Source organism: Streptomyces xanthochromogenes (assembly GCF_014650455.1).
Taxonomy (GTDB): Bacteria; Actinomycetota; Actinomycetes; order Streptomycetales; family Streptomycetaceae; genus Streptomyces; species Streptomyces xanthochromogenes.
In genome coordinates this window covers 307601-334281 of sequence record NZ_BMUZ01000005.1, presented here as the reverse complement: position 1 = coordinate 334281, position 26681 = coordinate 307601, and the positions used below count along the sequence as shown (strand labels likewise).

The 26681-nt window shown below is 72.5% G+C and carries 24 protein-coding genes; 14 read left to right on the top strand and 10 right to left on the bottom strand.

What is annotated here, in order from left to right; translation table 11 throughout:
• Window positions 1-9: 9 nt before the first annotated feature.
• A complete protein-coding gene (locus IE267_RS15640) occupies window positions 10-651 on the bottom strand; it encodes a GNAT family N-acetyltransferase (RefSeq protein ID WP_189763632.1) in 642 nt (213 codons plus the stop codon).
• A 104-nt stretch (window positions 652-755) separates the two neighbouring features.
• On the bottom strand, window positions 756-1937 hold the full coding sequence (locus IE267_RS15635) for a thiolase C-terminal domain-containing protein (protein WP_189763631.1): 1182 nt from the start codon (window positions 1935-1937) through the stop codon (window positions 756-758).
• A gap of 161 nt (window positions 1938-2098) precedes the next feature.
• Here IE267_RS15635 and IE267_RS15630 point away from each other — a divergent pair, with 161 nt between their 5' ends.
• Together IE267_RS15630 and IE267_RS15625 are read left to right on the top strand one after the other, a co-directional pair.
• Window positions 2099-3286, top strand: coding sequence for an acyl-CoA dehydrogenase family protein (locus tag IE267_RS15630; RefSeq protein WP_189763630.1), 1188 nt, complete (start codon window positions 2099-2101; stop codon window positions 3284-3286).
• Window positions 3283-3783: a nitroreductase/quinone reductase family protein gene (locus IE267_RS15625; protein WP_167159139.1), complete on the top strand. Its 501-nt coding sequence runs from the start codon at window positions 3283-3285 to the stop codon at window positions 3781-3783. Before IE267_RS15630 ends, IE267_RS15625 begins: the two co-directional genes overlap by 4 nt.
• Before the next feature lie 106 nt (window positions 3784-3889).
• Here the strand turns inward: IE267_RS15625 and IE267_RS15620 are convergent, their stop codons facing one another.
• On the bottom strand, window positions 3890-4537 hold the full coding sequence (locus IE267_RS15620) for a TetR family transcriptional regulator (protein WP_100573995.1): 648 nt from the start codon (window positions 4535-4537) through the stop codon (window positions 3890-3892).
• 470 nt (window positions 4538-5007) lie between these two features.
• Between IE267_RS15620 and IE267_RS15615 the strand changes: the two genes are divergently transcribed.
• The 3 genes from IE267_RS15615 to IE267_RS15605 all read left to right on the top strand — a co-directional run bounded on the left by IE267_RS15615 (window position 5008) and on the right by IE267_RS15605 (window position 9301).
• The gene (locus IE267_RS15615) at window positions 5008-5799 is read left to right on the top strand and encodes a VOC family protein (RefSeq protein ID WP_189763629.1); all 792 of its coding nucleotides are present in this window, start codon (window positions 5008-5010) and stop codon (window positions 5797-5799) included.
• A 173-nt stretch (window positions 5800-5972) separates the two neighbouring features.
• Entirely contained in the window at window positions 5973-8333 is a 2361-nt protein-coding gene (gene afsK / locus IE267_RS15610; RefSeq protein WP_189763628.1) for a protein serine/threonine kinase AfsK, read from the top strand.
• Window positions 8334-8512: 179 nt separating this feature from the next.
• Entirely contained in the window at window positions 8513-9301 is a 789-nt protein-coding gene (locus IE267_RS15605) for a putative protein N(5)-glutamine methyltransferase (RefSeq protein ID WP_189763627.1), read from the top strand.
• Window positions 9302-9369: 68 nt separating this feature from the next.
• On the opposite strand, the gene IE267_RS15600 is transcribed toward IE267_RS15605, so the two are convergent.
• Complete coding sequence (locus IE267_RS15600; RefSeq protein WP_189763626.1) at window positions 9370-10170, bottom strand: hypothetical protein; 801 nt, start codon at window positions 10168-10170, stop codon at window positions 9370-9372.
• A gap of 123 nt (window positions 10171-10293) precedes the next feature.
• Here IE267_RS15600 and IE267_RS15595 point away from each other — a divergent pair, with 123 nt between their 5' ends.
• The 3 genes from IE267_RS15595 (at window position 10294) to IE267_RS15585 (ending at window position 12992) form a co-directional block, all read left to right on the top strand.
• A complete protein-coding gene (locus tag IE267_RS15595; protein ID WP_189763625.1) occupies window positions 10294-11493 on the top strand; it encodes a DNA glycosylase AlkZ-like family protein in 1200 nt (399 codons plus the stop codon).
• A gap of 85 nt (window positions 11494-11578) precedes the next feature.
• Entirely contained in the window at window positions 11579-12139 is a 561-nt protein-coding gene (locus IE267_RS15590) for a hypothetical protein (RefSeq protein ID WP_189763624.1), read from the top strand.
• A gap of 82 nt (window positions 12140-12221) precedes the next feature.
• Window positions 12222-12992: a maleate cis-trans isomerase family protein gene (locus IE267_RS15585; RefSeq protein WP_189763623.1), complete on the top strand. Its 771-nt coding sequence runs from the start codon at window positions 12222-12224 to the stop codon at window positions 12990-12992.
• 72 nt (window positions 12993-13064) lie between these two features.
• Here the strand turns inward: IE267_RS15585 and IE267_RS15580 are convergent, their stop codons facing one another.
• Genes IE267_RS15580 through IE267_RS15570 form a run of 3 tightly spaced genes read right to left on the bottom strand, consistent with a single transcriptional unit; the run spans window position 13065 to window position 15418 of the window.
• On the bottom strand, window positions 13065-13838 hold the full coding sequence (locus IE267_RS15580) for an enoyl-CoA hydratase/isomerase family protein (protein WP_189763622.1): 774 nt from the start codon (window positions 13836-13838) through the stop codon (window positions 13065-13067).
• Window positions 13835-14266, bottom strand: a complete 432-nt coding sequence (locus tag IE267_RS15575) for a Zn-ribbon domain-containing OB-fold protein (protein WP_189763621.1) — start codon at window positions 14264-14266, stop codon at window positions 13835-13837. Before IE267_RS15575 ends, IE267_RS15580 begins: the two co-directional genes overlap by 4 nt.
• Window positions 14267-14269: 3 nt before the next feature.
• Entirely contained in the window at window positions 14270-15418 is a 1149-nt protein-coding gene (locus tag IE267_RS15570) for a lipid-transfer protein (protein WP_161253165.1), read from the bottom strand.
• Window positions 15419-15511: 93 nt separating this feature from the next.
• Between IE267_RS15570 and IE267_RS15565 the strand changes: the two genes are divergently transcribed.
• A complete protein-coding gene (locus tag IE267_RS15565; protein WP_189763620.1) occupies window positions 15512-17092 on the top strand; it encodes a FadD3 family acyl-CoA ligase in 1581 nt (526 codons plus the stop codon).
• Between the two features lie 236 nt (window positions 17093-17328).
• Here the strand turns inward: IE267_RS15565 and IE267_RS15560 are convergent, their stop codons facing one another.
• Together IE267_RS15560 and afsR are read right to left on the bottom strand one after the other, a co-directional pair.
• Complete coding sequence (locus IE267_RS15560) at window positions 17329-17532, bottom strand: hypothetical protein (protein WP_189763619.1); 204 nt, start codon at window positions 17530-17532, stop codon at window positions 17329-17331.
• A gap of 208 nt (window positions 17533-17740) precedes the next feature.
• A complete protein-coding gene (gene afsR, locus IE267_RS15555; protein WP_167159160.1) occupies window positions 17741-20752 on the bottom strand; it encodes an SARP-family global regulator AfsR in 3012 nt (1003 codons plus the stop codon).
• A gap of 218 nt (window positions 20753-20970) precedes the next feature.
• On the opposite strand from afsR, the gene IE267_RS15550 reads away from it, so the two are divergent.
• The 4 genes from IE267_RS15550 (at window position 20971) to IE267_RS15535 (ending at window position 25243) form a co-directional block, all read left to right on the top strand.
• Complete coding sequence (locus tag IE267_RS15550) at window positions 20971-22191, top strand: amidohydrolase family protein (protein ID WP_167159162.1); 1221 nt, start codon at window positions 20971-20973, stop codon at window positions 22189-22191.
• 164 nt (window positions 22192-22355) lie between these two features.
• Complete coding sequence (locus IE267_RS15545; RefSeq protein ID WP_189763618.1) at window positions 22356-22781, top strand: hypothetical protein; 426 nt, start codon at window positions 22356-22358, stop codon at window positions 22779-22781.
• An 8-nt stretch (window positions 22782-22789) separates the two neighbouring features.
• On the top strand, window positions 22790-24598 hold the full coding sequence (locus IE267_RS15540; RefSeq protein WP_189763617.1) for an alpha/beta hydrolase: 1809 nt from the start codon (window positions 22790-22792) through the stop codon (window positions 24596-24598).
• A 174-nt stretch (window positions 24599-24772) separates the two neighbouring features.
• Window positions 24773-25243 carry a hypothetical protein gene (locus tag IE267_RS15535; protein ID WP_229861198.1) on the top strand — a complete coding sequence of 157 codons (471 nt, stop codon included), beginning with the start codon at window positions 24773-24775 and terminating at the stop codon, window positions 25241-25243.
• 20 nt (window positions 25244-25263) lie between these two features.
• On the opposite strand, the gene IE267_RS15530 is transcribed toward IE267_RS15535, so the two are convergent.
• A complete protein-coding gene (locus tag IE267_RS15530) occupies window positions 25264-25965 on the bottom strand; it encodes a rhomboid family intramembrane serine protease (RefSeq protein ID WP_189763616.1) in 702 nt (233 codons plus the stop codon).
• A 95-nt stretch (window positions 25966-26060) separates the two neighbouring features.
• On the opposite strand from IE267_RS15530, the gene IE267_RS15525 reads away from it, so the two are divergent.
• The gene (locus IE267_RS15525; RefSeq protein ID WP_161246024.1) at window positions 26061-26474 is read left to right on the top strand and encodes a PaaI family thioesterase; all 414 of its coding nucleotides are present in this window, start codon (window positions 26061-26063) and stop codon (window positions 26472-26474) included.
• Window positions 26475-26681: the final 207 nt, after the last annotated feature.

Genomic DNA, 26681 nt, shown 5'->3' with positions numbered 1-26681 from the left:
ATTCTCCGGTCATCGTCCGGTCCCGGGGTGGTTCGGGTGGTCCGGAGTCCCAGGTTGGTCCGGGTGGTCCGTGGGCCTCCCGATCCGCCTTGGCCCCGCGGTCCCGGACCACTCGTCCTTCGTCAGTACGTACTCCACCTCGCCGTGCTCGGCGCCCTCCACCGGCTCCGCCCACTCCTCGAAGTACGTCCGCGCGTAGCTCAGCCCGCAGCGCTCCATGACCTTCCGGGAGGGGGCGTTCACGTACATGGTGTTCGCGGTGATGCGGTCGAGGCCCAGCTCGGTGAAGCCCTTCTCGATGAGGGCGAGGGAGCCTTCCGTGGCGTAGCCGCGGCCCCACGCGGACTTGCGCAGCCGGTAGCCGAGGTCGGCCGAGCGGGGTGGGGCGTCGCCGAAGCGGCGCAGACAGTGCCAGCCGATGAACTCGCCGGTGTCGCGCAGGTGCGTCGCCCAGAACCCGCCCACGGGATACGTCCGCAGCATCCGTGCGAAGGAGTCCGCGCGGATCTCGGTGCGGGTCATCGGGCGGCCCCCGGTGAGGTAGCGCATGACTTCCGGGTCGCTGTCCAGGTCGACCACCAGGTCGAGGTCGGCGTCCGTGTCGGCGAAGGGGCGCAGGGTCAGGCGGGGGGTGGTGAGGTACGGGCGCATGGGTTGATCCTGGGCGCGCGGGCCGGACCCCGCCACCCGTTTTCTCCTCCGCTTTCTCCTCCAGGGCCCGCAACCGAACGGCGGACGGGAGGGGGCGGGTGCCCTCAAGCGCGGCCCAGCACCACCGTTCCGGAGGAACAGAACCAGCCCCCCGTCCCCGACGCCACCGCCAGCGACGGGAGACGGCCTCCCGGCTTGCGCACCTGGCCCGCCCCGGCCTCCCCGCGCAGCTGCCGCACCGCTTCCACCAGGAGGAACAGGCCCCGCATCCCGGGGTGACAGGCCGAGAGGCCGCCGCCGTCGGTGTTGACCGGGAGTTCGCCGGTCCGCAGCAGACGGCCCTTCTCCACGAACGGGCCGCCCTCCCCCTTGGCGCAGAAGCCGAGATCCTCCAGGGTCACGAGCGTCATGTAGGTGAACGCGTCGTAGATCTCGGCCAGGTCGATGTCCGCCGGGCCCACCCCGGCCCGTTCGAAGGCGAGGCGCCCGGAGACCGCCGCCGGGGACACCGTGAAGTCCTCCCACTCCGACATCGTCGTGTGCGACACCGCCGTGCCCGAACCCAGCACCCACACCGGCGACTTGGCGGTGTCCGGCACGTAGTCCTCGGCCGCGAGCAGTACCGCGCAGCCCCCGTCGGAGCGGATGCAGCAGTGCAGCTTGGTGAACGGGTCCGCGATCATCGGCCCCGACAGCACGTCGTCGACCGTGATCGGATCGCGGAACATCGCGTCCGAGTTGGCCGCCGCGTTCGCCCGTGCCTGCACCGCCACTTCCGCCAACTGTTCGACTGTCGTGCCGTATTGGTGCATGTGCCGGCGTGCTGCCATGGCGTACTTGGAGATCAGCGTGTGTCCGTACGGCACCTCGAACTGGAGCGGGCCCCGCGCGCCGAAGGACAGGTTGGAGGTGCGGCGCCCCGCCTTGATGTCCGCGCGCGCGGTCGAGCCGTACACGAGCAGCACCGCGTTGGCGTGCCCGGCCGCGATCGCGTCGGCGGCGTGCGCGGCCATGACCTCCCAGGTGGCGCCGCCGACCGTGGTGGAGTCGACCCAGGTCGGGCGGAGCCCCAGGTACTCCGCCACCTCCACCGGCGCCAGCGTGCCGAGCCCCGCCGAGCCGAACCCGTCGACGACCGACCGGTCGAGCCCGGAGTCCGCGAGCGCCCGCCGGGCGGCCTGGGCGTGCAGGGCGTAGGGGGTGGCTTCGTCCACCCGTCCCGTGTCGGAAAGCGCGACCCCGACCACAGCGACCTTGCGGGGGCGGCGCGTTGAGGGTGATGACATGAATCTGACGGTACATCAGATATGCGGTTCCCGGAGTGGGTGACGGACGCTGGCGCTCCTTACCCGGCAACTCCGCGCACAGCCTGTGCATTTGGCGTCCGCGCACCTAACATGACGCACCGTCAGTTCAGAGGCCTCGCCTCTGGGGGAGGAGACCGCCGATGGACGCCGCCTTCACCGCGGAACAGGACGAGATCCGCCGCACCCTGCACGAACTGCTCGCCAAGCACTGCGGCCCGCAGGACGTGAAGAGCGCGGTGCGCACCCCCGTCGGGCACGACGGGGCGCTCTGGGGACGCCTCGCGGCCGAGCTCGGACTGCCGGGACTTGCGCTGCCCGAGGAGTACGGGGGAGTGGGGTGCACCACCGCCGAACTCGTCCTCGCCTGCGAGGAGACCGGGCGGGCCCTGCTGCCCTCCCCGCTGCTCGCCACCGCCGTCCTCGCGGCTCCGCTCATCGCCGCCCTCGGCACCGAAGCCCAGAAGCGGGCCCTGCTCCCGCTCATCGCCCGCGGCGAGCGGACCGCCACCCTCGCCGTGCCCGGCACCGGCCTCGCGCTCGCGCTCGGCCTCACCGGGGCGAACGAGGACGGCGACTGGGCCGGCGGCGGACGGGCGGGCGGGGTGCAGGGCAGACGCATGCCGGACGGAACCTGGCGGCTGTACGGCGAGGCCGACCAGGTCCTCGACGGGCACAGCGCCCAGCTGCTGCTCGTCGCCGCCCACACCGGAGGCTTCGCCCGCAGCCGCGCCCTCCTCTTCGTGGTGTCCGCGGAGGCGGCCGGGCTGCGGCGCACCCGGCGTACCACCCTCGACGAGACCCGGACCCAGGCGCGGGTACAACTGCGGGACGTGGAAGGCGAGTTGCTGGGCGGAGACGCATCCGCCGACGTCCATGGCGCGCTCGGTGCCACCGGGCGCACCGCCGCCGCCTGCCTCGCCGCCGAGGCCGTCGGGGCGGCGGGCGAGGCGCTGGAGCGGACGGTCGCGTACGTCAAGGAGCGGGAGCAGTTCGGGCGGGCCATCGGGTCGTTCCAGGCGGTGAAGCACCGGCTCGCGGATCTGTACGTCCAGGTGCAGGCGGCCAGGTCGGCGGCGTACTACGCGGCCTGGGACCCCGGTGCGGGAGCGCTCGCGCTCGCCCAGGGGCTCGAAGCGCTGCGGGCGGCCGCGTCCGAGGCCGTCCAGCTGCACGGCGGCATCGGCTTCACCTGGGAGCACGAGGCACACCTCTTCTTCAAGCGGGCCGCGTCCGACGAGCTGCTCTTCGGGCCGGTGCACCGGCTGCGCGGCCACGCCGCCGAACTGGCCGGCCTGTTCGACCCGGCCGCTCCCGAGGTGCGGGCATGAGTGCCGGGACCGCCAGGCCCGCGCCCGGAGTGCGGCTCATGCAGAAGGTGTCCTCGACGCGGGCGTTCGCCAGGATCGCCCCGCACTTCGTGCCCGCGATGGACCGCGCGGTGCACCGCCTCACCCGCGGCCGGGTCATCCTCAGCGCACAGATGCTGCCCGGTGTCGTACTGACCGCGTACGGCGCCAAGTCGGGCCTGCCGCGCACCACTCCGCTGGCCTGCATGCCGGAGGAGGGCGGCGCCTCATGGGTGCTGATCGGGTCCAACTTCGGGCGGCCCGGGCATCCGGCGTGGACCGGGAACCTGCTCGCGCATCCGGACGCCGAGATCAGCTGGAAGGGCCGGGACATAGCGGTGCGGGCCCGGCTGCTCGAAGGGGAGGAGCGGGCGGCCGTCTGGGAGGCGGCCCTCAAGTTCTGGCCCCCGTACGCCACTTACCAGTCCCGGATCGAGCGCGAGATACGGCTCTTCCGGCTGGAGCGGCGCGGGGCCTGAGGCGCGTTCGGCCCTCGGGACGGGAACGCCGACGGCGGTTGCCCCCGGTTGGGGGTGAACCGCCGTCGGCGCGACAGGACTTGGGTATCGACCGACGTGCTCGGGGCTACTTGGTCGGCTTCTTGCCCGTGATGCCCAGGTGGACCAACAGCGCCAGGTTCGGCTTCAGTTCGGCCTGCTTGACGCCCCAGGTCTGGAAGCCCTTCTGGTGCGAGGCCACCGAGGCGAGCATCGCGACGAGCGAGCCCGCCATCGCCGCGGGGCTGACGTCCTTGTCGACCTTGTTCTTGGCCTGGAGCTCGGTGACCGCGTCCGTAAGGGAGTTGGTGACCGAGTTCAGGATCTTCATGCGGATCTTGTAGAAGCGTTTGTCGCCCTCGGCGGCGCCCAGGTCGACGACCCTGAGGATGGCGTCGTTCTTGCGCCAGAAGTCGAGGAAGCCCTCCACGAGTTCTTCCGCCGTCTGCCAGCCCGCGCGCCCGACCCAGGAGCGGCCCTCGACCAGAGCGGTCAACCCGGCGCCCTCCTTGGCCATTTCCTCCGCGATCTCCAGAACGGCCCCCTCGACGTCGGGGAAGTACTGGTAGAAGGTCGCGGGCGAAGTGCCCGCCTTCCGGGCCACGTCGATGACTTTGACGTCCCGGTACGGCGACGAGCTGAGCATTTCACTGAGGCAGTCGAGCAGCTTCTGCCGTGTCGCCTGCCCGCGTCGGCCGGCCACGCGGCCGTCGACGGTGCGTACTTGTCCTGTCATGCCGTCAGCTTACCGAGGGGTGATCGGAGCGCGATTCGGCCGAGTGCAAATGGGGGCCCGGGGGCGGTATGTGCCGATGAGCGCGGGGAACCGGTCGCCCCGCGTGACCGTCCGTCCGGTCGTCCGCGGGGTCGGCCGCCCGATCGTCCGGCGGTCCGTCCGGGCTCGGTCCGTGGCCGGTATGCGCCCGGCCCGTGGCCGGTACGCGCCCGGCTGGTCGTCGGCCCGCGGGAACCCCGGCCGGGCCCTCCAGGACCGGACGTGCCACTCGAATGGTGTTATCAACACCCTGTGGACAACTTTGGTGGACAACCCGTGCGGGACTTGACCGGATGCCCCGCCGCGCGCCGCAATCTGGCCATATGTTCGAATTGTGCGTCCGCGCCGGACGTGCCGGCTCGTTAGCTTGGCCGCGACGCGGTCCCACGACGGTCCCACGGCGGGGCACCTCAGGAAGGAAACAGGCGCATATGGGCGGATATCCGGAAGGCGCGCCGTGCTGGGCCGATGTCTCGCTGGCCGACCTGGCGGCCGGCAAGCGGTTCTACGGGGAGCTCTTCGGCTGGGTCTTCGACGAGGACACCGCCGAGCGGCACGGGCGCTACACCGGCGCCTACAAGGACGGCAGACGCGTCGCGGCCCTCCAGCCCAAGCGGGACGGCCGGATGCCGACCTCGTGGACCGTCTACCTCGCCACCCCCGACGCCCGCGCGCTCGCCGCCCGCATCCGCGAGGCCGGCGGCCGGCTGATCACCGACCCGCTGCCGGTGCCGCCGCACGGCACCCTGGCGGTCGCCGCCGACCCGGGCGGCGCCGTGTTCGGCCTGTGGCAGGGCGAGGGGCACACCGGTTTCGAGCTGACCCGCGCGCCCGGCTCGTACTGCTGGACCGAGGTCTACACCCGCGACAAGGACCAGGCCGACGCGTTCTACGAGTCCGTCTTCGGCTACCTCGGCGGCGACCCGGGCGCCCCCGACGAGATCGGCGCCGACTTCCGCACCTGGTCGCTGCCCGGCACCGAGCCGGGCCCCGACAGCGCGATCGGCGGCCGCAGCCTGATGTCGGACGCCTTCCCCGCGGCGCTTCCCGACCACTTCCTCGTCTACTTCGGCGTCGAGGACTGCGACGCCGCGGCCGCCGCCTGCACCCGGCTCGGCGGCCGGGTCACCGCCCCTCCCTTCGACATTCCGTACGGGCGGATGGCCGTCCTCACCGACAACCAGGGCGCCGCCTTCGCCGTCCTGCAGGGTCAGGGCGCGTAAAGACGCCCGAAACAGCCGCGCGCCTGTCCGAGGTGTCCCGGATGGGGCGGGGACCTCCCGGTCTCGACCCGGGTTGGCCACCGGCCACCTCCGGCAGGGAGAATCGGGGTGCCGCGTGAGACGCTGCACGGGGCCGCATTCAGGCACGGCCCGTACGGGGAGGTGGCAGGCAAGTGGAGCAGCTGACGCAGCACGACCCGAGGCGGATCGGCCCGTTCGAGGTCCTTGGCCGGCTCGGCGCCGGGGGCATGGGCCTCGTCTACCTGGCGCGCTCGGCGTCGGGCCGCCGCGTCGCCATCAAGACGGTGCGCACCGAACTCGCCGAGGACCAGCTGTTCCGGGTCCGCTTCACGCGCGAGGTGGAGGCGGCCCGCGCGGTCAGCGGCTTCTATACGGCCGCCGTCGTCGACGCCGACCCGCGCGCCCCCGTGCCGTGGCTCGCCACCGCCTACGTACCGGCGCCCTCCCTCGAAGAAATAGTGAATGAGTGCGGGCCGCTGCCGGCCCAGGCCGTGCGCTGGCTCGCGGCCGGCATCGCCGAGGCCCTCCAGTCCATCCACGGCGCGGGCCTGGTCCACCGTGACCTGAAGCCGTCCAACGTCCTGGTCGTCGAGGACGGGCCCCGGGTGATCGACTTCGGCATCGCGTCCGGGGTCTCCAACACCCGCCTGACCATGACGAACGTGGCGGTGGGCACCCCCGCCTACATGTCGCCCGAGCAGGCCAAGGACTCCCGGAGCGTCACCGGCGCGTCCGACGTGTTCTCGCTCGGCTCGACGCTCGTCTTCGCCGCGACCGGACACGCGCCCTTCCACGGCGCCAACCCCGTCGAGACCGTCTTCATGCTGCTGCGCGAGGGCCCCGACATCACCGGCCTGCCGGACGAGCTGCGCCCGCTCATCGAGTCCTGCATGCAGATGGAGCACCCCAACCGCCCCTCGCCGGAAGACCTCCAGGCCCAGCTCGCACCGCACCTCTTCGCCTCCGGCTCGGACGACAGCGGCACCGCGTCGGCCTGGCTGCCGCCGCGCTCGGTCGCCATGATCGAACAGCGCAGGGGCGGCGGCCGCATGCACGTCCTGCCGCCCGCCGAGCCCGCGCCGAACCCGGCACCGCGCTCCGGCCGCACGGGCCACCCCGCCCCGCCCCGCCCCGCCGATCCCCCGTACGCGGCCCGGCACGCCGGTTCCGCCGTCACCTATCCGCCCGTCCGCACCGACGAGCCGGTGCGGCTGCCCGGCGCGAAGGTGCCGATCGGTCCCGGCCCCCGGGCCGCCGACGCGTCCCGGGTCGCCGTGGACGCCGGCTCCGCGACCGGCTGGGTGCGCAGGCCCGGCGCGGCCGCCGCCGTCGGCACCCAGGCCGCGCCCGTGCCGCCGCCGGCCCAGCCGCCCGAGGTCCCGGGCCGCTGGCGCCCCTGGCGCTTCCGGATGTCGAACGACGTGTGGGGCACCCCCGCCGTCGCCGGCGACCTCCTGTACGTGACGTCCTTCGAGGTGCACGCCCTGGACGTGGGCACCGGCCGCCGCCAGTTCAAGACGCGCGACGTCGCCTGGGCGATGGCCGTCGAGGCAGGCCGCATCCACGCCTCCGACGGCCCCAGCCTGTACGCCCTGGACGCGAGCGACGGCGGTGAGCTGTGGCGGCTGTCCGCGGACGCCTGGGTGTACTCCCTGAAGGCCGACCGGGGCACGATCGTCACCGGTACCCGCGGTGGCGGCGTACAGGCCTGGGAGGCGGCGAACGGCGAGAAGCTGTGGGAGCTCTCCGGCGCCCAGAGCGACTTCGAGACCCCCGAGGCCGGCCCGGCCGTCCACGACGGCACGGTCTACGTGTGGCAGGACGCGCGGCTGCGCGCGCTCGACGCCCGTACCGGCGCCGAGCGCTGGTCCTACCCGGTCGGCGACGCGGCCTCCTGCGGCGGCGTCCCGGTCCGGGTCGCGCCCGCGCAGGACGGCTATGTCTACGTGTCGGCCGGCACCCGGGTCCTGGCCGTCGACGTCGCCTCGGGGCGCGTCCGCTGGCACTTCGAGGCCCCCGCGGTCTTCCTGTGCCCGCCCACGTTCGCGCCCGGCCCCGCGGTGGCGGGCGGCGGGGTGTACCTCGCCGACTACCTCGGCACGGTGTACGCCCTGGACGCCTCCACCGGCAAGGACCGCTGGCGCATCGCGACCGAGTCCCGCAACTCCGTCGAGCCGGTCCTGGTCGCCGACGGCAACGTCCACGTGGGCAGCGGGAACGCGCTGTACACCCTGGACGCGGTCACCTCGACCCCCAAGTGGCGCTTCGCCGCGGGCGGGGAGGTCGTGGGCACGCCCGTCGTCGCCGACGGCCGCATCCACTTCGGCTCGGCCGACCACTGCCTGTACACCCTGGACGCGGCGGGGGGCCAGCTGCGCTGGAAGCTCGCCACGGGGGGTGAGATCACCGGGTCGCCCGTGGTCCGCAGCGGGGTCGTCTACGCATGCAGCAAGGACCGGTGTGTGTACGCGCTGGACGCGGTGAAGGGGACGGCCACTGCCGGAGCCCGTTAGGCGCGGGGGCGCCCCGTTGTTCTTCTGCCGCGGGCCGTCGATGGCTTCTCGCACAGTGCCCCGCACCCCGCAGGTGCCCCGGTGTCCGCCGTCGCGCCCCGCGGCGGCGCCGCACATGTCACAGTCCCGCAGGCCCTTCGGGGCGTTGCTTCCGCACGGGTTGAAAGGGCTTGTCCCGTATGACAGTTGAGCCGGTCTCCGTGGCGGACGTCGTGTCCCGGCTGCGCGCCGCCGGGTGCGTGTTCGCCGAGGACGAGGCCGAGTTGATACTCGGTACGGCCGACGGGCCCGCTGAGGTCGCCTCGATGGTGGAGCGCAGGGCCTCGGGCCTTCCGCTCGAACACGTCCTGGGCTGGGCCGAGTTCCACGGCCTGAGGGTGGCCGTGGACCCCGGGGTCTTCGTGCCGCGGCGCCGCACCGAGTTCCTGGTGCACCAGGCACTCGCCGCCGCCGACGCCTCCCGGCCACTCGTCGTCGTGGACCTGTGCTGCGGTTCGGGCGCGCTCGGCGCGGCACTCGCGGCGGCGCTGCCGGGGGCCGAGCTGCACGCCGCCGACATCGAACCGGCCGCGGTGCGCTGCGCCCGGCGCAACGTGGCCCCGTTCGGGGGCCGGGTCCACGAGGGCGACCTCTTCGCCGCGCTCCCCGCCGGGCTGCGCGGCCGGATCGACATCCTCACCGCGAACGTCCCCTACGTCCCCTCCGACGAGGTCGGTCTGCTCCCCGCGGAAGCCCGCGAACACGAGCCCCTGGTTGCCCTCGACGGCGGTTCGGACGGGCTCGACATCATGCGCCGGGTCGCTCTCGCCGCCCCCGACTGGCTGGCCCCGGGCGGCGTGCTGCTCACCGAGACCAGCGAGCGGCAGGTGCCCGGCGCCCTCGCAGCGGTGTCCGCGGGCGGCCTGAGGGCCCGCCTGGTCACGTCCGACGAGCTGTACGCGAACGTGGTGACCGGCGTACGGGAGTGACGAAGGTCTGCCGCTCAGAAGGGTCTGCCGCTCGGTCCGTCGCGTACCCACCGCCGCGTACTCGCCTGTCAGTTGCGCGGCGGGGGTCCGTGCGGGCCCTCGTAGGGGCCTCGGGGCGGGCCTTCGTACGGGCCCGGCCGGGTGCCCGGGGCCGGGTCTTCGCGCGGGCCCCCGCGGGGAGGTTCCTCGTCCGTGGCCCCGTACCGCGGGAACTCACGGGTGCCTTCGTGCGGGTCCCCGTGAGCGGGCGGCCCCTGCGGGTTCCCGTAGGGGGCGCCCTGGTGAGCGGGGCCCTGGCCCCGGGAATCCGGGCCTTCGTGAGCGGGACTTCCGTAACCGGGACCCCCGTAAGCGGGGCGCTCCTCGGCGGGCGGCTCGGGCCGGTGCTCGGCGGGGGCGCGGTGCTGCGCGGCGTCCGTGGTCGGCACCCCGTAGCCGGTCGGCTCCCGTACGGTCCGGCGACGCCCCGACATCAGGGCCGCCGCCAGGAGCAGCAGCACACCGCCGCCCAGGGCCATCGCCACGCCCTGGCCGAGGCCCTTCCCGGACGAGTCGACCGTCAGACTGCCCGCCGCCTGCCCCTGCCGCACCATCCACAGGATGGTGAAGCCGAGCACGACGAGACCGGCGACGGCGACCAGCACACGGGAGCGCAGCAGCAGACCCACCAGGGTCACCAGCGCCGCGAAGGCGAGCGGGAGCAGCACCGAGCCGGCCACCGCGGCCTTGTCGGCCGAGATGCCCGAGAACAGTTCGTCGATGCGGTAGGTGCTCCCGTGACGGCCGTCGTACCAGGCACGGAAGGGGCTCCAGACGGCGGCCGTCGCTCCGATGAGAGCGAGGATCGAGCCGAAGACGTTGCGGGCCATCTCGGCCCTCCTCACTAGAGCGGCTCTCGCTGCCGACGCTACGCCCGGCGCCCGCCCGCCGCTACCCGGCGGACGGTCCGGCTCGATCGCCCGTTGTCAGTGCCGCGCGCGACACTGACGAACATGACGAAGGCGACGGTGGACGGGACGACGGCGGAGGGCGCGCGGCTGCGTGCCTGGTGGGCGCACCGGCAGGGGCTCGACGGGGCGCTGTCCGGGCGGGCCCCGGCCGAGGTGCTCGCGCGCACCGGCTGGGCGCGCTCGGTGGGCGGCTCGGCTCCCTACCTCGGTCTGTACGCCCGCTGCGGCGCGAGCCGGGTTGATGTGGACGAGGCGGTCGCCCGGCTGGACCTCCACGAGCTGCCCTCCGCCCGGGGTTGTACGTATGTGCTGCCCGCCCAGGACTTCGCGCTCGGCCTCGCCCTCGCGGCCGGTCCTCCGGAGGCCGAGATCCGGGCCGCTGCCAAGCATCTCGGAGTCACCGCCCAGGAGGTCGACGAGCTGTGCGCGGCCGTCGTCGGTGTGCTCGGTGACACCCCGCTCGACCCGGCCGCGATCAAGACCGCCCTGGGGGGCGCCGTGCGGAACCTGGGGGAGGAGGGCCGCAAGCGCAGCCTCGGCACCCCGCTGCCGCTCGCCCTCGGCCGACTGCAGGCGAGCGGCGCGATCCGGCGGGTTCCGGTCAACGGCCGCTTGGACCAACAGCGTTACGGCTATGTCCGCTGGGGTCTCGACACGACGGAGTGGACGCGCGAGCGGGCCTCCGCCGAGCTGGCCCGGCGCTATTTCGACTGGGCTGCCCCCGCCTCCCTCCAGCACTTCCGGTGGTTCAGCGGGTTCACCGCCGCCGTCGCCAAGGCAGCGGTCGCCGACCTCGGCCTTGAGCCGGTGGCCGCAGGCAGCGAGCTGCTGCTGCCCGGTTCACTGCGCGCGGAGTTCGCCGCGTACGAACGGCCGGCGAAGCCGGCGTACGCCCTGCTCGCGGGGATCGACGGCATCCATCTGCTCCACCGCGACCTGCCCCGGCTGCTCGACCCGGCGGACGGCGAGCGGATCTTCCAGAAGAAGGCGCTGAACGCGCGCCCCGATCTGCCGGCGCACGCGATCGTGGACCGGGGGCGGATCGTCGGGCTGTGGGAGTACGACGTGGAGGGCGGGGAGATCGTGTGGCAGGCGTTCGGGAAGCCGGATGCGGCCCTGCGCTCCGAGATCGACCGGGTCACGGCATTTGTCCGTGACGAGCTGGGCGATGCGCGGGGATTCAGCCTGGATTCCCCCAAGGCCAGGGCTCCGAGAATCGCCGAACTCGGCTCCGGGGCCTGATGGTTGATCGGCCGGATCGGTTGGTCAGGCGCTGTTAAAGTATCGGCCGGTCTTCGGAGGGGGTGCGACGGTGATACGTCGCGGGATGAAGTGCGCCGCCATCGCGGCAGGTCTGGCACTCGCGCTGACGGGGTTCTCCCGGCACGGCGGTCACGGGACGAGTCACAGCTCGGGCGGCGGCTGCTCCAACTCGCACAAGAGCAACGGAAGTTCGAGCAGTAGTAGTAGCAGCAGTGGTGGCAGTACGGACGGCAGCGGCGCCACCAGCACCAGCTCCGGCACCAGCACCGGCGGCTACAACGGCAACCGCTACGGCTCCGGCTACAACAACACCACGGGCAGCACGACCGGTTCGTCCAGCAGGGGCGCGTCCGGCTCCACGGCCGGCGCGACCGCGTCCGTCACCACCTGCGCCTCGGTGGACACGAAGGGCATCTCCACGGTGCGGGTGAGCACCGGCGCGGGCAGCGGCAGCCACAGCTACCGGGTCACGGTCTCCTTCTACGACACGGCCGGAGCCACCGTCGACCAGGCCTCCACCTCGGTGACCCTGGGTTCCAACGCCGCCCGGAGCCTCGACGTGAAGATGAGCAGGCCCGCGATCGCCTCCCGGGTGAGCCGCTGCGCCGTCCAGGCGACGGCCTAGCCAACGGGCGCCGCCGGGCCCCGGCCCGGGCGGCGCTGCTGTCACAGTGGGGGCCCGGCCGGTTCCCCGAGAGGAATGTGTGATGTGGCAGCCCGACGGGTGGGACGTACGCGTCCGCCTCGGAATCCTCACCCCGCACGGCGATGTCGGCCCCGAGTCGGAGCTGCGCGCCATGGTCCCGGCCGATGTGGGGCTGCACGCCGCCCGGGTGCCGTTCGGCGCGATCCGGCGCGGGGGCGTCATGGACGACACCATTCCGCTGGCCCCCGTGCGGGCCTTCGCCGAGCCGCCGGACGTGGACGAGGCGACCGGGGTGCTGGCCGACGCGCCGGTGGCGGCGATCGCCTTCGCCTTCACCTCGTCCTCGTACGTCATCGGGCCGCGCGGCGAGGCGGACATGGTGGCCCGGCTCGGCGAGCGGGCGCACGGCCTGCCGGTGGTCGCCACCTGTGCGGCCGCCGTCGAGGCGCTGCGCGTCCTGGGCGCCGGGCGGATCGCGCTCGTGGACCCGCCGTGGTTCGACGCCGAGCTGAGCGGCCTGGGGCGGCGCTACTACGAGGACTGCGGCCTGGACGTCGTGCACTCCGGCCCGTGCGGCCTTCCCAGCGACCAGACCCGGATCGAGCCGGCGGCCCTGCACGACTGGGTGGTGGCCCATGTGCCCGACGCGGCGGAGGCGGTGGTGATCGGCGGGAACGGCTTCCGTGCCGTCGGCGTGATCGAGGCCCTGGAGACCGCCCTCGGCCTGCCGGTGCTCACCGCGAACCAGGTCGTGCTGTGGGGGACCCTGCGCGCGGCGGGTGCCCCGCTGGACGACATCCTCGGCTACGGGAGGCTGTTCGCCCACCCGTAGCCCACCCCGTGGGCTCCAGGGGTCTTGGGCTCCAGGACCCCTGGGCCTCTGGACCCGTGGGCGATCCGCGCCTCACCGCACCCGGAAGTCCTTCGACCGGCGCGCGCCGAACAGTTCGGCCTGCCGTTCCGGCGGCAGGTTGCCGAGCGCCACGAAGGCCGGGGCGCGGGAGTGGGCCTGGGCGAGGGTGGCCTCCCGCGCCGCCCACAGCGAGCGCACCGTTCCCTGCACGGCCTCGGTCGGGAACGAGGCCATGGTCTCCGCGCACCGCACGGCGGCCGTCAACTCTCCTCCGGGGGCGGTGACTTCACTCACGAAGCCGATCTCGTACGCCCGCCGTGCCGACATCCGCTCGGCCGTGCCCATCAGGGCGAGCCGGGCCGCCTCGCCGTGCGGCATCCGCAGCGCGAGGTACATGGACTCGTAGGCGCTGACCATGCCGTACGTGGTGTGCGGGTCGAAGAACGCCGCGTCCTCGGCGGCGATCAGGAACTCGGCCTCGCCCAGGAGGTAGAACGCCCCGCCGCAGGCCATCCCGCGCACGGCCGCGACGACCGGTTTCCACAGGTCGTTCGCCTTCGGTCCGATCGCGATCAGCGGGTCGTCCGTGGAGTACGGGGACGGGGGCTGCGGCACCTCGGCCGAGCGGTCGATCCCGGTGCAGAACGCCCGCTCGCCTGTGCCGGTCAGAACGACGGCCCGTACGCTGTCGTCGAACCTCAACTCACGCCATGTCAGGCGGAGTTGATTCACCGTTTGCAGGTCGATCGCGTTCAGGCGATCGGGCCGGTTCAGGGTGACGACCGCGACGCCGGTCTCCTTGTCGCGGGTCACCAGGACGCTCACGCGCGCTCCAGGAGCCAGCGCGGCACGGTCACCCCGTCGACCTCGGTGAACGCGACCTGCACCCGGGCGCCGATCCGCAGCCGGGACGGTTCGACGGAGTCCAGGGCCGCGTCCGGGTCGGCGACCACATTGCCGACCAGCCGGATCAGCGGGTCCTCGGCGAGCTCGACGACGACGGCGTTGTAGGGGGCCTGGGCGGCGTAGTCGGGGAGCAGCGGAGGGTGCGGGAAGACGTACGACCAGATGCGGCCGCGGCCCGAGACCCGGCGCCACTCGCTGTCGAAGGACTGGCAGTGCGGGCAGCAGGGGCGGGGCGGGAAGCGGAGCCGGCCGCAGTCGGGAGCGGCGCAGGCCTGGACGCGGAGTTCGCCTCGGGCCGCGTACTCCCAGAACGGGGCGCCGTCGTCGTCCACAACGGGTGACAGCATCTCTCAACTCCTCAGCAGAAGGGCGGAGGTGGGGACTCCCTCACCCGCGGTGACCAGGCAGGTGGCGGCGTTCGGGACCTGGGCGGTGCTGACGCCGCGCAGCTGTTTCACGCCCTCGTTGATGAGGTTGAAGCCGTGCACATAGGCCTCGCTGAGGCCGCCGCCCCCGGTGTTGATGGGCAGTCGGCCGCCGATCTCCAGGGAGCCGCCCTCGGTGAACGCGGCGCCCTCGCCGCGCCCGCAGAAGCCGTAGCCCTCCAGGGAGAGCGGGATGAGCGGGGTGAACGCGTCGTAGATCTGCGCCACATCGACGTCGTCCGGACCGAAGTCGGCCTGTTTCCACAGGTGTCGGGCGGCGGTCCAGGCAGGTCCCGTCAGCGGGTCGTCGTTCCAGTAGTTGACCATGCCGTGGTGCTGGGAGGGCAGGCCCTGGGCGGCGGAGTGCACGTACACGGGCTTCTGCCGGCAGTCGCGGGCCCGCTCGGCGGATACGACGACGCACGCCAACGCCCCGTCCGTCTCCAGGCAGTTGTCGAAGAGGCAGAGCGGATCGCTGATCCAGCGCGAGGTCATGTACATCTCGCGGGTCAGCGGGCGTTCGTACATCATCGCGGCCGGGTTCTGGTTGGCGCGGTTGCGGCAGGCGAGGGCCACGTTGAAGAGGTGGTCGCGGGTGGCGCCGTACTCGTGGAGGTAGCGGCGGGCCAGCATGCCGATCTCGTCGGCGGGCCGGAGCAGGCCGAAGGGGCGGGTCCACTGGGCCGGGGTCGGCAGCTGAACGGTCGTGTTCTTCCAGGGTCTTGGGCCACTGCCGCGCTTCCTGGAGCGCCAGGCCACGCCCACGCTCGCCTGTCCGGTGGCGATGGCGGAGGCGAGATGGCCGACGGTGGCGCAGGAGCCGCCCCCGCCGAAGCCGATCTTGCTGAAGAAGGTCACGTCGCCCGCGCCGATGGCCTTGGCGACCTCGACCTCGTCGGTCTCCTCCATCGTGTACGAGGCGAACGCGTCCACCTCGGCCGGGCTGATGCCCGCGTCGTCGAGCGCGGCGAGGATCGCCCGGCACGCCAACGTCTTCTCGGACTCGGGCAGTTGCTTGGCGAACGGCGTCTGCCCGATCCCGACTATGGCTGTCGCGTCCTTCAGGGTGGCCATGGCCCCACCTCCACGAGCGTCACCAGTACTGACAGCGGAGGAGGCTACAGCTAATCTGACGGTTAGTCAGCTACTGGCGGAGGGGGCTTTCCGATGCGCGGGGACCTGGAGTGGGGCACGATCGCGAAGCTGGTACGCGGCGCCGCCGCCCGGCACGGCGAGCGCGAGGCCGTGGTCGAGGGCCGCGGCCGCCTCTCGTACGCGGAGCTCGGGGAGCGGGTGGAGCGCGCGGCCGCCGCCTGTATCGCGGCCGGTGTCGAGTCCGGCGACCGGGTCGCCATCTGGGCGCCCAACACCGGTGACTGGATCGTCTCGGCGCTCGGCGCGGTCACCGCGGGAGCGGTCCTGGTCCCGCTGAACACCCGGTTCAAGGGGGCGGAGGCGGCGTACGTCCTCGAAAGCAGCCGCGCGAAGCTGCTGTTCGTGACCGGCACCTTCCTCGGCACCTCCTACGTGGCCTCGCTGCGCCGCGCGACCGCCGAGGGCACGGGTCCCGGTCCGCTGCCCTCGCTCCCGCACCTGGAGCAGGTGGTCGTCCTCTCGGACGACGCCCCCGACAACTTCCGTACCTGGAAGGACTTCCTGGCGGGCGGGGAGGGGGTCTCGGGTGCGGAGGTGACGGCTCGCGCGGACGCCATCGCCCCGGACGCGCCCTCCGACATCGTCTACACCTCGGGCACCACGGGCCGCCCCAAGGGCGCGGTGATCACCCACGCCCAGACACTGCGCGGCTATGCGATCTGGTCGGAGCTCGCGGGCCTGCGCGAGGGCGACCGGTACCTGATCGTGAACCCGTTCTTCCACACCTTCGGCTACAAGGCGGGCATCATCGCCTGTCTGATGCGGGGCGCGACGATGGTGCCGCAGCCGGTGTTCGACGTCGACACCGCGCTCGCCAACATCGCCGCCGAGCGCATCTCCGTGCTCCCGGGCCCGCCCACCCTCCACCAGTCCCTCCTGGACCACCCCACCCGCGACCAGCACGACCTCAGCGCCCTGCGCCTGGTGGTGACCGGGGCGGCGGTGGTGCCGCTGCGTCTGGTCGAGCGGCTGCGCGGCGAGCTGGGCGTGCACACCGTCCTGACCGCGTACGGCCTGTCCGAGGCGAGCGGCATCGTCACGATGTGCCGTCGCGGCGACCCGGCGGGCGTCATCGCCGCCACCTCCGGCCGCGCGATACCCGGCACCGAGGTCCGCGTCCTGGCCGAACCGGGCGAGCCCGGCGAGATCGTGGTGCGGGGCTTCAACGTCATGCGGGGCTACTTCGAGGACCCGGCGGAGACGGCCCGGGCGATCGACCCGGACGGCTGGCTGCACACGGGGGACATCGGCGTCCTGGACGAGGACGGCAACCTGCGCGTCACCGACCGGATCAAGGACATGTTCATCGTCGGCGGCTTCAACGCCTACCCGGCGGAGATCGAGCAACTCCTCGGCCTGCACCCGGAGGTGGCCGATGTGGCGGTGATCGGCATCCCCGACCCGCGCCTGGGCGAAGTGGGCCGCGCCTATGTCGTCCGCCGCCCCGGCTCGCCCCTGACGGCCGACGACCTGATCGCCTGGTCCCGCCGCGAGATGGCCAACTACAAGGTGCCGAGGGAGGTCGAGTTCGTGGCCGGCCTCCCGCGCAACGCGAGCGGGAAGGTGGTGAAGGGGGAGCTGCGGGGGCGGTGACCGTACCTCCCGGCCGCACCACGCCCTGACGTGCCGCGGTGCGGACCCACCCCCAGCGGGCCCGCACCGCGTTGTGTTGCCGTGCCGACCCGCCCCCCCAGCGGGCCCGCACCGCGTTGTGTTGCCGTGCCGACCCGCCCCCCAGCGGATCCGCACCGCGTCGTTCCCCCGAAATTTCCCCCCGGCCGCGGCGGCTCCCCTCCGTGCCGCCGAGGCCGTCCCCCGCTCGGGCGGCCCTACTGGGCCTTCGCCTTGAAGGGCTCGGAGGTGGCGTGCTGGTCCATGGTGGTGATCGCCGGCTCGTCCGTGGCGTGCTGGTCGAACGTGGCGACCGGCGTGCCGGTGGCGTGCTGGTCGAGCGTGGCGATGGCGGGCTCGTCCGTGGCGTGCTGGTCCTGCGGCGTGACGATCGGCGGCTCGTTCTTCTTCACGTCGCCCATGTTTCTCATCTCCCGTTGATGACGCTGCCTGATGGAAGAGGCGAAACCGTCCGGCCACTCCCCCGAGGGTGGCCGGACGGACTTGCCAGGGCCGACAGGTTGGTGTCCGGCCTTCCAGTCGGCTTGCGCGCCCCCCGACGCGGCGGGCCGACACGTAAGACAATGACGGGTCCCGATAAACGTTCAATGAACGTGCTGACCAGGGGCGTTATGCGGCCGCCACGGGGCTGAGCAGAGCGCGTACCTGGACCGCCTCCGGCGATCCGAGCTCCTCGAAGATGACCAGCGCGTCGCGCCAGCAGACCTGCGCCCGGCCCGCGTGCCCTATGCCGGCCAGGGCCTGGCCGAGCACGGTGAGCACATTGCCGCGCCGCCACTCCCCGCCGATGCCGCGCAGCACCGTGAGCGCCATCTCGGCGTTGGCCGCCGCCTGCGCGGGCCGCCTGCCCGCGAGGTCCACCTCCGCGAGCCGGAACAGCGTCATGCCCTCCCACAGCCGCTGGCGGCTGTCGCGGAAGACGGCCAGCGCCTCGTGGAGCCGGTCCGCCGCGGCGCGCAGCTGGCCGCTCTTGGTGAGCGCGAGGCCCAGCGCGTAACGGCCGTTGGCCCCGCGCAGTTCGTGGCCCATCGCGTCGTAGATGTCGATGCCCTCCTGGGCGAGGGTGACCGCGCTCGCGGTGCGGCCCATCGCCAGGTGGATGCGGGACAGGTTGCACAGCGCGCTGGCCTCGCCGGGCCGGTTGGCGTCGGCGCGGAACGCCTCGATGGCGCGCAGCAGATGACCTTCGCCGTCGGTGGGCCGGTTCTGGTAGAGCGCGATGATGCCGCGCGCGTTGGAGGCCCAGCACAGCGGCAGCGGATCGTGCGTGGGCCCGGCGAGGCGCATGGCCTCCTGGGCCTCGCGGTCGGCGGGCTCGAACCGGCCGGCCAGCTGGTGCACGTTGGCGAGCGTCATCACCGCGCGTCCCTCGGCCTGGGTGTCGCCCCGGGTGCGCGCGGCCTCGCGGACGGCCTCGGCGGTCGCCTCGTACTGCCGCGAGTTGGCGCCGGACTCGCCGAGGTCGAGCGCCGCGTACAGCAGGTCGACGGCACGCCGCAGCGTGGCCGGACCCGACAGCTGGCGTACGCAGGCGAGCAGCGGGTCGGCCTCGGCGTACAGCCAGTCCTGCGCGCGGTGGCGGTCGCCGAAGGAGAGCCCCCGGTAGGTGGTGGGCTCCAGGTGGTCCACGAGGCGGTCGCCCGGGCGCTCCAGGGCGTACACCCCCGAGGCCGTCGCCAGATAGAAGTCGAGCAGGCGCGAGAGGGCCGATTCGCGCTCCGCCGGCGGCAGGTCGTCGCGCTCGGCGCAGGAGCGCGCATAGAGGCGTACGAGGTCGTGGTAGCGGTAGCGGCCCGGCGCGGCCGACTCCACCAGGGAGGTGTCGACCAGTGATTCCAGGATGTCCTCGGTCTCCTGCTCGGGGAGGTCGAGGACGGCGGCCGCGGCGGCCAGCGAGATGTCGGGCCCGTCGGGCAGGCCGAGCAGCCGGAAGGCGCGGGACTGGGCGGGCTCCAGATGGCCGTAGCCGAGCTCGAACGTGGCCTTGACCGCGAGGTCGCCGGCCTGGAGCTCGTCCAGGCGACGGCGCTCGTCGGCGAGTTTGGCGGCGAGCACGGAGACCGTCCAGGTGCGGCGCGAGGCGAGCCGGGACGCGGCGATGCGGATGGCGAGCGGCAGGAAACCGCAGGCGGCCACCACGTCCAGGGCGGCCTCGCGCTCGGCCGACACCCGCTCCTCGCCGACGATCCTGGTGAACAGCTGGAGCGCCTCGTCGGGGGACATCACGTCCAGGTCGACGAGGTGCGCGCCGACCAGGTCGACCATGCGGATGCGGCTGGTGACCAGGGCGGCGCAGCCCGCCGTGCCCGGAAGCAGCGGCCGGATCTGGGCCGCGTCCCGGGCGTTGTCGAGCAGCACCAGGACCCGGCGGCCGTCCAGGGTGGAGCGGAACAGCGCGGCCCGTTCCTCCATCGACTCGGGGATCGCCGAGTCCGGGGTGCCGAGCGCGCGCAGGAACGCGCCGAGCACGGTGCCCGGCTCGGCGAAGTGCTGGCCGGCGCCCTGGAGGTCGACGTAGAGCTGGCCGTCGGGGAAGTAGGGGCGGGCCGCGTGCGCCACGTGCACGGCGAGGGTGGTCTTGCCGACGCCGCCGATGCCGGCCAGCGCGGAGACCGCCATCACGGTCGTCTCGGCGCCCGCGAGCCGCGAGGTGAGTTCGCGCACGAAGGCCGCACGGCCCGTGAAGTCCGGTACGGAGGCGGGGAGTTGGGCCGGGCGGACCGGCGCGGGCGCGGCGGCCGCGGGCGCGTCGGCGGGCGGGCGCGCCAGGTCCTGGTCGGCGCGCAGGATGCGCTGCTGGAGGCGGGCCAGCTCGGGCCGGGGATCGACGCCGAGTTCGTCGGCGAGCAGCCGCCGGGTGTCCGCGTACACGGCGAGGGCCTCGGCCTGGCGGCCGCTGCGGTACAGGGCCAGCATCAGCAGTTCGCGCAGCCGCTCGCGCAGCGGGTGGGCGGCGGTGAGCGCGGTCAGTTCGGAGACGGCCTCGGCGTGGCAGCCCGCCTCCAGGTCGAGGTCGAGGCGCGCCTCGGTCAGCTGGAGGCGCCACTCGGCGAGCCGGGTGCGCTGGTTCTCGGCGTACGGGCCCGGCACGCCGGCCAGTGGTTCGCCGTCCCAGTGCGCGAGCGCGGCGTTCAGCAGATCGCGGGCGCGGCCCTTCTCGCCGCCGGCCCGCGCCTTCTCGGCGGCGGTCGCGAGCTCCTGCGCCCCGGTGATGTCGAGGGTGGCGGCCCCGGGCCGGATCGCGTAGCCGCCGGACTCGCTGACCAGGACCTCCGGGTCGAGGACCTTGCGCAGCCGGGAGGCGTACGTGCGGATGGCGGCCAGCGCCTGCGAGGGCGGGTCCTCGCCCCAGATGGCGTCGATGAGTTCGGCGGCGGTGGCGGTGCGGCCGTCGCGCAGCAGCAGGGCGGCGAGCAGGGCGCGCTGCTGCGGGGAGCCGGACGGCAGGGCCTGGTCGCCCCGCCAGGCCCGTACGGGTCCGAGCACGCCGAAGCGGAGCCCGGTGCCGGAGGCCTCCGGGCCCTGCTCGGGTGCCTGCTCGCCGAGCCGCCCCGTCGCGTGCTGCGGCGGCGGTACCGGAGCGCGCTGCTCCGGTACGCGCGGCCCGCCGTCACGGTCCATAGCTGCCCCCTGTACCCCCGTACTCCTGGATTGCTCCCCGCCAGTCTGCCCTGTCCGGAGGGGTCGCGTCAGCTACGGGTGATGCTCTGCACAAGGCTTCGACACATGGTCTGCACACTCATCGCAAGCCCCGTCGGGCGGTTGTGGCGGCCGGGGTGGGGCAGGAGGGGCCGCGCAACTAGCTGACGGATCGTCAGATCAGGTCTACCGTAAACGACATGGAGACTTTCCCGAAGATCATCTCGGTGGACGACCACACGGTGGAGCCCCCCAACGTCTGGCGGGACCGCCTCCCGTCGAAGTACCGCGACATCGGACCGCGCATCGTTCGGGCCCCCCTGAAGGAAATGACCTTCCTGGGCGGCAAGTTCGCTCCGGTCATGGGTGCCAAGGGCGACGACGGGCCGATCGGCGACTGGTGGGTGTACGAGGACCTGCACCGTCCGCTGACCCGCCTGGACACGGCGGTGGGCTACGACAGGGACGAGATAAGGCTTGAGGTCATCACGTACGAGCAGATGCGCCCCGGCTCGTACGACGTCCCGGCCCGGCTCGCCGACATGGACGTGAACCACGTCCAGTCCGCGCTCTGCTTCCCGACCTTCCCCCGCTTCTGCGGCCAGACCTTCACCGAGGCCGGCGACCGCGAACTCGGGCTGCTCTCGGTGCGGGCCTACAACGACTGGATGGTGGACGAGTGGTGCGGCCCCGAGGCGCACGGCCGCCTCATCCCGCTCACGCTCATCCCTTTGTGGGACGCGGAGCTGGCCGCCGCCGAGGTCCGCCGCAACGCCGCCCGCGGGGTGCGCGCGGTGGCCTTCTCCGAGATACCCCCGCACCTCGGCCTGCCCTCCATCCACACCGACGACTGGGACCCCTTCCTCGCCGCCTGCGACGAGACCGGCACGGTCATCGCCATGCACATCGGCTCCTCCAGCCGCATGCCCTCCACCTCGGCGGACGCCCCGCCGGCGGTCGGCTCCACGATCACCTTCGCCAACTGCTGCTTCTCGATGGTCGACTGGCTGATGAGCGGCAAGTTCGAGCGCTTCCCCCGCCTGAAGATCATGTACGCCGAGGGCCAGATCGGCTGGATTCCGTACATCCTGGAACGCGCGGACGTGGTCTGGGAGGAGAACCGCGGGTGGGGCGGGGTGGCCGACAAGGTCCACCGTCCGCCGTCCGAACTCTTCGCGGAGCACGTGTACGGCTGCTTCTTCGACGACGCGTTCGGCCTGAAGAACCTGGACGCGGTGGGCGTCGGCAACGTCCTGTACGAGACCGACTACCCCCACTCCGACTCGACGTGGCCCAAGTCCAAGGAGGTCGGCGAGGCGCAGATGGGCCACCTGTCGCCGGACGTGGTGGACCGGATCGTACGGGGCAACGCGATCGAACTGCTGGGACTCACGGGCGATGGCCTGTGGCCCGGCGCGTGAACGTCTCGCGCCGAGCGCCCAGTTGCCCCTACCCCGCCCCGAGCCCGCACGCCGCCCCGCCGGGGCCGGCCCTCCCGATTGAGTACGCGTACTCATGAGAGCCCGCCCCTCTTCCTCCTAGCCTGGCCATGATCGGGGCGGGGCGGGCGAGGGAGAAGTCAGGCGTGGGGTCGTTCGAGGAGGAGTGGGCGCAGCTCAAGCGCGATGCGGTGGCGATGCGGCTTGCCGGCGCGGGGCAGGGCGGCGCGGGGACGCCGGACGTCAAGGGCTCCCGAAGCGCGTGGACGACGGCGGGCAACGCCGTCGAGGGACTCGCGGGTGATGTGCGACGGGCACAGGGCGCGCTGGACCGGGGACAGCAGGGCCTGGTCACCGGCGGCGGGGTGGAGAGCGCGGCGGCCCAGTCCGACCTCTACCAGAGCTGGAAGACCTACCTCGACATGGTCGCGGGCCGGTGTGGCCGGCTGGGGGGCGGCCTGGAGCGCGCGGGCAGTGACCTGTTCCTGACGGACAAGGGGGTGCTGGGCCTCTTCGACGCGATCAAGACGCATGACGAGGACACCCCCGCAGTCGGCGGACAGGGGCGGTGATCCGAGTCGTGGACGTGGAAGCACTCAAGGCCCTCAAGCCGCACGAGTTCGAGGAGGCGGCTCTCGGGTACCGCACCACCAGCGACATGGCCGCCCAGGCGAAGGACGCACTGGAGCAGCGGATCACCCCGCAGCTGCGGGGCGCACTGAACGGCGAGGCGGCCGACGCGGCGGTCGCCCAACTCCGGGAACTGACGAAGGACTTCCACTACGTCCAGGTGGAGTGCGGTCTGATCGGCACGGCCCTGAACGCCTTCGCGGCGGACGTACGCCCGGCGAAGACCAAGCTGGAGCAGGCGCTCTCGGACGCGGATGCGCACAGGTTCGCCGTGGGCGCGAACGGCTCGGTGTCGTATCCGGCGGCCGGCCAGAACCCGGGCGGCCCGCCCACGGCGCCCGGCTCCGCGAACGGCACCCTTTCCGAACAGGCCCGGGCGCTCCAACGGCAGGCGGGCAACTTCGACCCCAACCCGAACTACGCGATCGCCCAGGACATCGCCAACCGGATAGCGGAGGCCCTGAAGGAGGCCACGGACGCGGACCAGAAGTGGGCGCCGCAGCTGCGCGGACTGAAGGTGGACGATGACCTGACGGTGTCCGACGGGGACTGGGCGGATGTGCAGAAGGACGGCGAGGGCGTCCGTGAGGCAGGTCGTCACTACTCGGACTCGTTGCCGCAGCCCCCGAAGGACGGCAGTCCGAAGGACAACGCGGCCTGGTGGAAGGGGCTCGACCCGGGTCAGCAGCAGGCCTGGACGTCACTCCACCCGGACGTGGTGGGTGCGCTCGACGGCGTACCCGCGACAGTCCGAGACGAGGCCAACCGCATTGTTCTGGACGAGAGCCGGGGCCAGTACCGGACAGAGCTCGACGCCATGCCGAAACCGCCCGCCAACGAGTGGACGTGGATCAATGCGGGCGGGTACGCGTCGAAGGTACACACCGATGAGTGGATGGACTGGTACAAGGCTCATGGTGAGAGGTACGAGCACCTCACGAATTCGCTCAAGGGGATGGAAAGCATTCAGAAGCGCTTCGACGCGGTCGGTCAGAACGATCTGCCCGAGGCCTACCTGTTGGGTTATAGCGCCGAGGGCAACGGTCGGGCGATCGTCGCCAACGGGAACCCGGACACCGCTGTTCACCAGGCCGTGTACGTGCCCGGCACCACGGCGAACCTGGGCAGCATCGGTGGGGACATCGACCGGATGGGCAACGTCTGGCGTGTGGCCGACGGAAAGTCCGGCGGCCAGCCGGTGTCCACGATCACCTGGCTCGGCTACGACGCCCCGCAAGACATCGTCAAGGACTCGCCCTTCAGCCACTATGCCGACGACGGCGCCCCGGCGTTCAACCGGTTCATGGACGGCCTCGACGCGTCACACACCGGCGACTCGGAGCCGCACCGCACCGCGATCGGCCACTCGTACGGCACGACCCTCATCGGCTCGGCCGCCCGGCAGGGAACCTTGAATGCCGACGACGTGATCCTCGCGGGCAGCCCCGGTGTCCAGGTACCCAAGGCAGAGCAAATGGACGTGCCCAAGGGACACGTCTGGAACTTGGAGGCCGATGGTGATCCTGTCCCGGACATCGGCCGCTTCGGTCACGGTGGAACGGACTGGGACGGTCCGTGGATCATTCCCAGCGACGAGGAGTTCGGCGCCAACCAGATGGTCACCGGTAATGTTCACGGGCACAGTGAATACTGGGACGCCGACAGCACCAGTCTCCTGAACCAGGGCTATGTCGTGGCGGGACGCGGTGGTGATGCGGAGTTGAAGGCGCCGCCGAAGCACTGGGAGCACATGCGGTGACGTTGCCCATGGGTGGCGCGGCAGGCCGGTGTAGCAACGGGCCGCACGACGACGTCACAGAATCGTCCGGGGCCCCTCCCGGCCCGACCGATTGAGGCTCCCGTGGTGAAGATGAAGTCGGGCGCCCCCGCGCTCCTCGTGTCCCTTGTTCTCACGACCCTTACTGGATGCAGCATGAGCGACTCCCGCGACTCCCACGAGATCCCCTCCGCGGGCGTCAGTACCTCCCGCGACGCCGCCGATGCCATGGAGAAGGTGTCCAGCGAGCTCTACGACTTGATCGGCATCAAGGGAAGGACGGCCAATACCCAGCCCGGGGTGAAGGAATGCGGCGGCAAGGACCGCGACAAGTACTTCTCCATCTTCCATCCCTGGGACCTCACCCCGGCTTCCACCTCCACCGCCGAGCTCGAAGGCGTGCTGGAACGTTTGAAGCAGGAGCTGCCCCAGCACGGTTGGAAGGTCGTGGAGTACGGCCGGGACACGAGTATGAACAAGAACCTCAGTCTGACGGCCGACAACGACGAGAAGAAGGTCAGCGTCAAGCTCGGCGCCCATGCCAAGGACAACCCGCCCTCGCTGGGCTTGATGGTCGTGTCCGGTTGCTACCAGATCCCGGACGGGAAGCAGATCGAGAGGTTTTGAGCCAGGGAGGGGCGGGGGCGTCAAGTAGGCCTTTGGACAGGAGCGTTGGCGTCGACAGACGTCTTCGGCGGCGGCAGGGGGCGATAGCCGGGTCGGCCACAGGCGGCAAGTACCGCCCCCAGCACGAACCCCGCCAGAACCCCCACGCCGTGGTTGTTGCCCAGTACGCACAGGACCAGGCCCGCTGCCGGGATCAGGAGGAGGCGGGTCGGGCCGGGGCCGGGGTGTCGGGCGTGGGAGATCGAGAGGGCACCGATCAGGCCGCACACGGCCACCGAGTCGCCGCCGCCCGTGGGGCTCCAGCCGGCCATGCTCACCGCCTGCGCGGCGACCCCGCTCGCCAGGAACACCAGCGGCATCCGGACCGGGCCGAGCACGCGCTGGGCAACCGGGGCGATGGCGATCAACGCAGCCAGGTTGAAAGCGAGTTGGACCCAGCCGGACGTCTGCACGAGCAGGGCCGTCACCGCCCGCCACCAGGGGGCGCCGGGCTCGCGCTGGAGGTGGTCCACGACGGAGGGGGCCGCCGTCTGCACGACGGCCATCGCGGTCATCACGGCGACCATGGCGGCCGCGGTCCACGGCACCGGCCGCCGCCACAGAACGCGCAGCAACGCGGCCGGGCTCACGCGGCGGCCGTCCGCCTCGGCCTGGACGATCCGTACGCCGGGCAGCACGACGGCCGCCGCGCAGCCGTAGAGGATCACCGTGTGGAGGGTCATGCCCCCAGCATGACGGGGCGGGCGTGGGCTCCGGCAGGGCGGTCCGTGGGGAGACGGCGCTGACATTTGTCCCGGGCCCCGACACCATGGTCCCCATGGCGCTGACCCTTGCAGAAGCAGAGAAGGTCCTCGCGGACAACTTCGCACCCTGGGTGCTCGACCTCGGGCTGGCCGTCGAGGAGACGGGCGAGCGGCACGCCGTGCTGCGGCTGCCCTGGTCCGGGCGGCTCGCGCGGGACGGCGGGGGCATCAGCGGTCAGGCGCTGATGGCCGCGGCCGACACCGCCACCGTCATCGCGGTGGCCTGCGCCCGCGGGGCGTACGGGCCGATGACGACCGTGCAGCAGTCGACCACCTTTCAGCGCCCGTTGAGCGGCGCGGACGTACTCGTCGACGCCCGCGTCACCAAGCTCGGCCGCCGGATGGCCTTCGCCGAGATCACCCTCACCGCCGAGGGCGCGGAGGAGCCCGCCGCCCGGGCCTCCACGGTGTACGCACTCCTCGGCTGAGACCGAGCGAGCGGCATGTCGGCATGACGAGCCGTCAGTTGATGGCGCGCGCTTGTGGATTGAGTCACGATGCCCGGGCTTGACCGGCGCATTACCGGCGCTAAACCCCAGAGGGTGCCCGAGGGTTGCCAATTGCGTGGCTGGGATCGATGGCCAAGTGATCGTTTCCCGTGTTACGTTCAGGCGTGTCCGGAACCGAAAGGCCGG

Bases quoted from the DNA above. Each gene is read 5' to 3' on its own strand.
- IE267_RS15640 (WP_189763632.1), bottom strand. From the start codon at position 651: ATGCGCCCGTACCTCACCACCCCCCGCCTGACCCTGCGCCCCTTCGCC.
- IE267_RS15535 (WP_229861198.1), top strand. From the start codon at position 24,773: ATGAGCGACTCCCGCGACTCCCACGAGATCCCCTCCGCGGGCGTCAGT.
- afsR (WP_167159160.1), bottom strand. From the start codon at position 20,752: ATGGACCGTGACGGCGGGCCGCGCGTACCGGAGCAGCGCGCTCCGGTA.
- IE267_RS15620 (WP_100573995.1), bottom strand. From the start codon at position 4,537: ATGACAGGACAAGTACGCACCGTCGACGGCCGCGTGGCCGGCCGACGC.
- IE267_RS15605 (WP_189763627.1), top strand. From the start codon at position 8,513: ATGACAGTTGAGCCGGTCTCCGTGGCGGACGTCGTGTCCCGGCTGCGC.
- IE267_RS15615 (WP_189763629.1), top strand. From the start codon at position 5,008: ATGGGCGGATATCCGGAAGGCGCGCCGTGCTGGGCCGATGTCTCGCTG.
- IE267_RS15635 (WP_189763631.1), bottom strand. From the start codon at position 1,937: ATGTCATCACCCTCAACGCGCCGCCCCCGCAAGGTCGCTGTGGTCGGG.
- IE267_RS15550 (WP_167159162.1), top strand. From the start codon at position 20,971: ATGGAGACTTTCCCGAAGATCATCTCGGTGGACGACCACACGGTGGAG.
- IE267_RS15590 (WP_189763624.1), top strand. From the start codon at position 11,579: ATGAAGTGCGCCGCCATCGCGGCAGGTCTGGCACTCGCGCTGACGGGG.
- IE267_RS15575 (WP_189763621.1), bottom strand. From the start codon at position 14,266: ATGCTGTCACCCGTTGTGGACGACGACGGCGCCCCGTTCTGGGAGTAC.
- IE267_RS15530 (WP_189763616.1), bottom strand. From the start codon at position 25,965: ATGACCCTCCACACGGTGATCCTCTACGGCTGCGCGGCGGCCGTCGTG.
- IE267_RS15570 (WP_161253165.1), bottom strand. From the start codon at position 15,418: ATGGCCACCCTGAAGGACGCGACAGCCATAGTCGGGATCGGGCAGACG.
- IE267_RS15595 (WP_189763625.1), top strand. From the start codon at position 10,294: ATGACGAAGGCGACGGTGGACGGGACGACGGCGGAGGGCGCGCGGCTG.
- IE267_RS15565 (WP_189763620.1), top strand. From the start codon at position 15,512: ATGCGCGGGGACCTGGAGTGGGGCACGATCGCGAAGCTGGTACGCGGC.
- IE267_RS15585 (WP_189763623.1), top strand. From the start codon at position 12,222: ATGTGGCAGCCCGACGGGTGGGACGTACGCGTCCGCCTCGGAATCCTC.
- IE267_RS15630 (WP_189763630.1), top strand. From the start codon at position 2,099: ATGGACGCCGCCTTCACCGCGGAACAGGACGAGATCCGCCGCACCCTG.
- IE267_RS15560 (WP_189763619.1), bottom strand. From the start codon at position 17,532: ATGGGCGACGTGAAGAAGAACGAGCCGCCGATCGTCACGCCGCAGGAC.
- IE267_RS15525 (WP_161246024.1), top strand. From the start codon at position 26,061: ATGGCGCTGACCCTTGCAGAAGCAGAGAAGGTCCTCGCGGACAACTTC.
- IE267_RS15625 (WP_167159139.1), top strand. From the start codon at position 3,283: ATGAGTGCCGGGACCGCCAGGCCCGCGCCCGGAGTGCGGCTCATGCAG.
- IE267_RS15600 (WP_189763626.1), bottom strand. From the start codon at position 10,170: ATGGCCCGCAACGTCTTCGGCTCGATCCTCGCTCTCATCGGAGCGACG.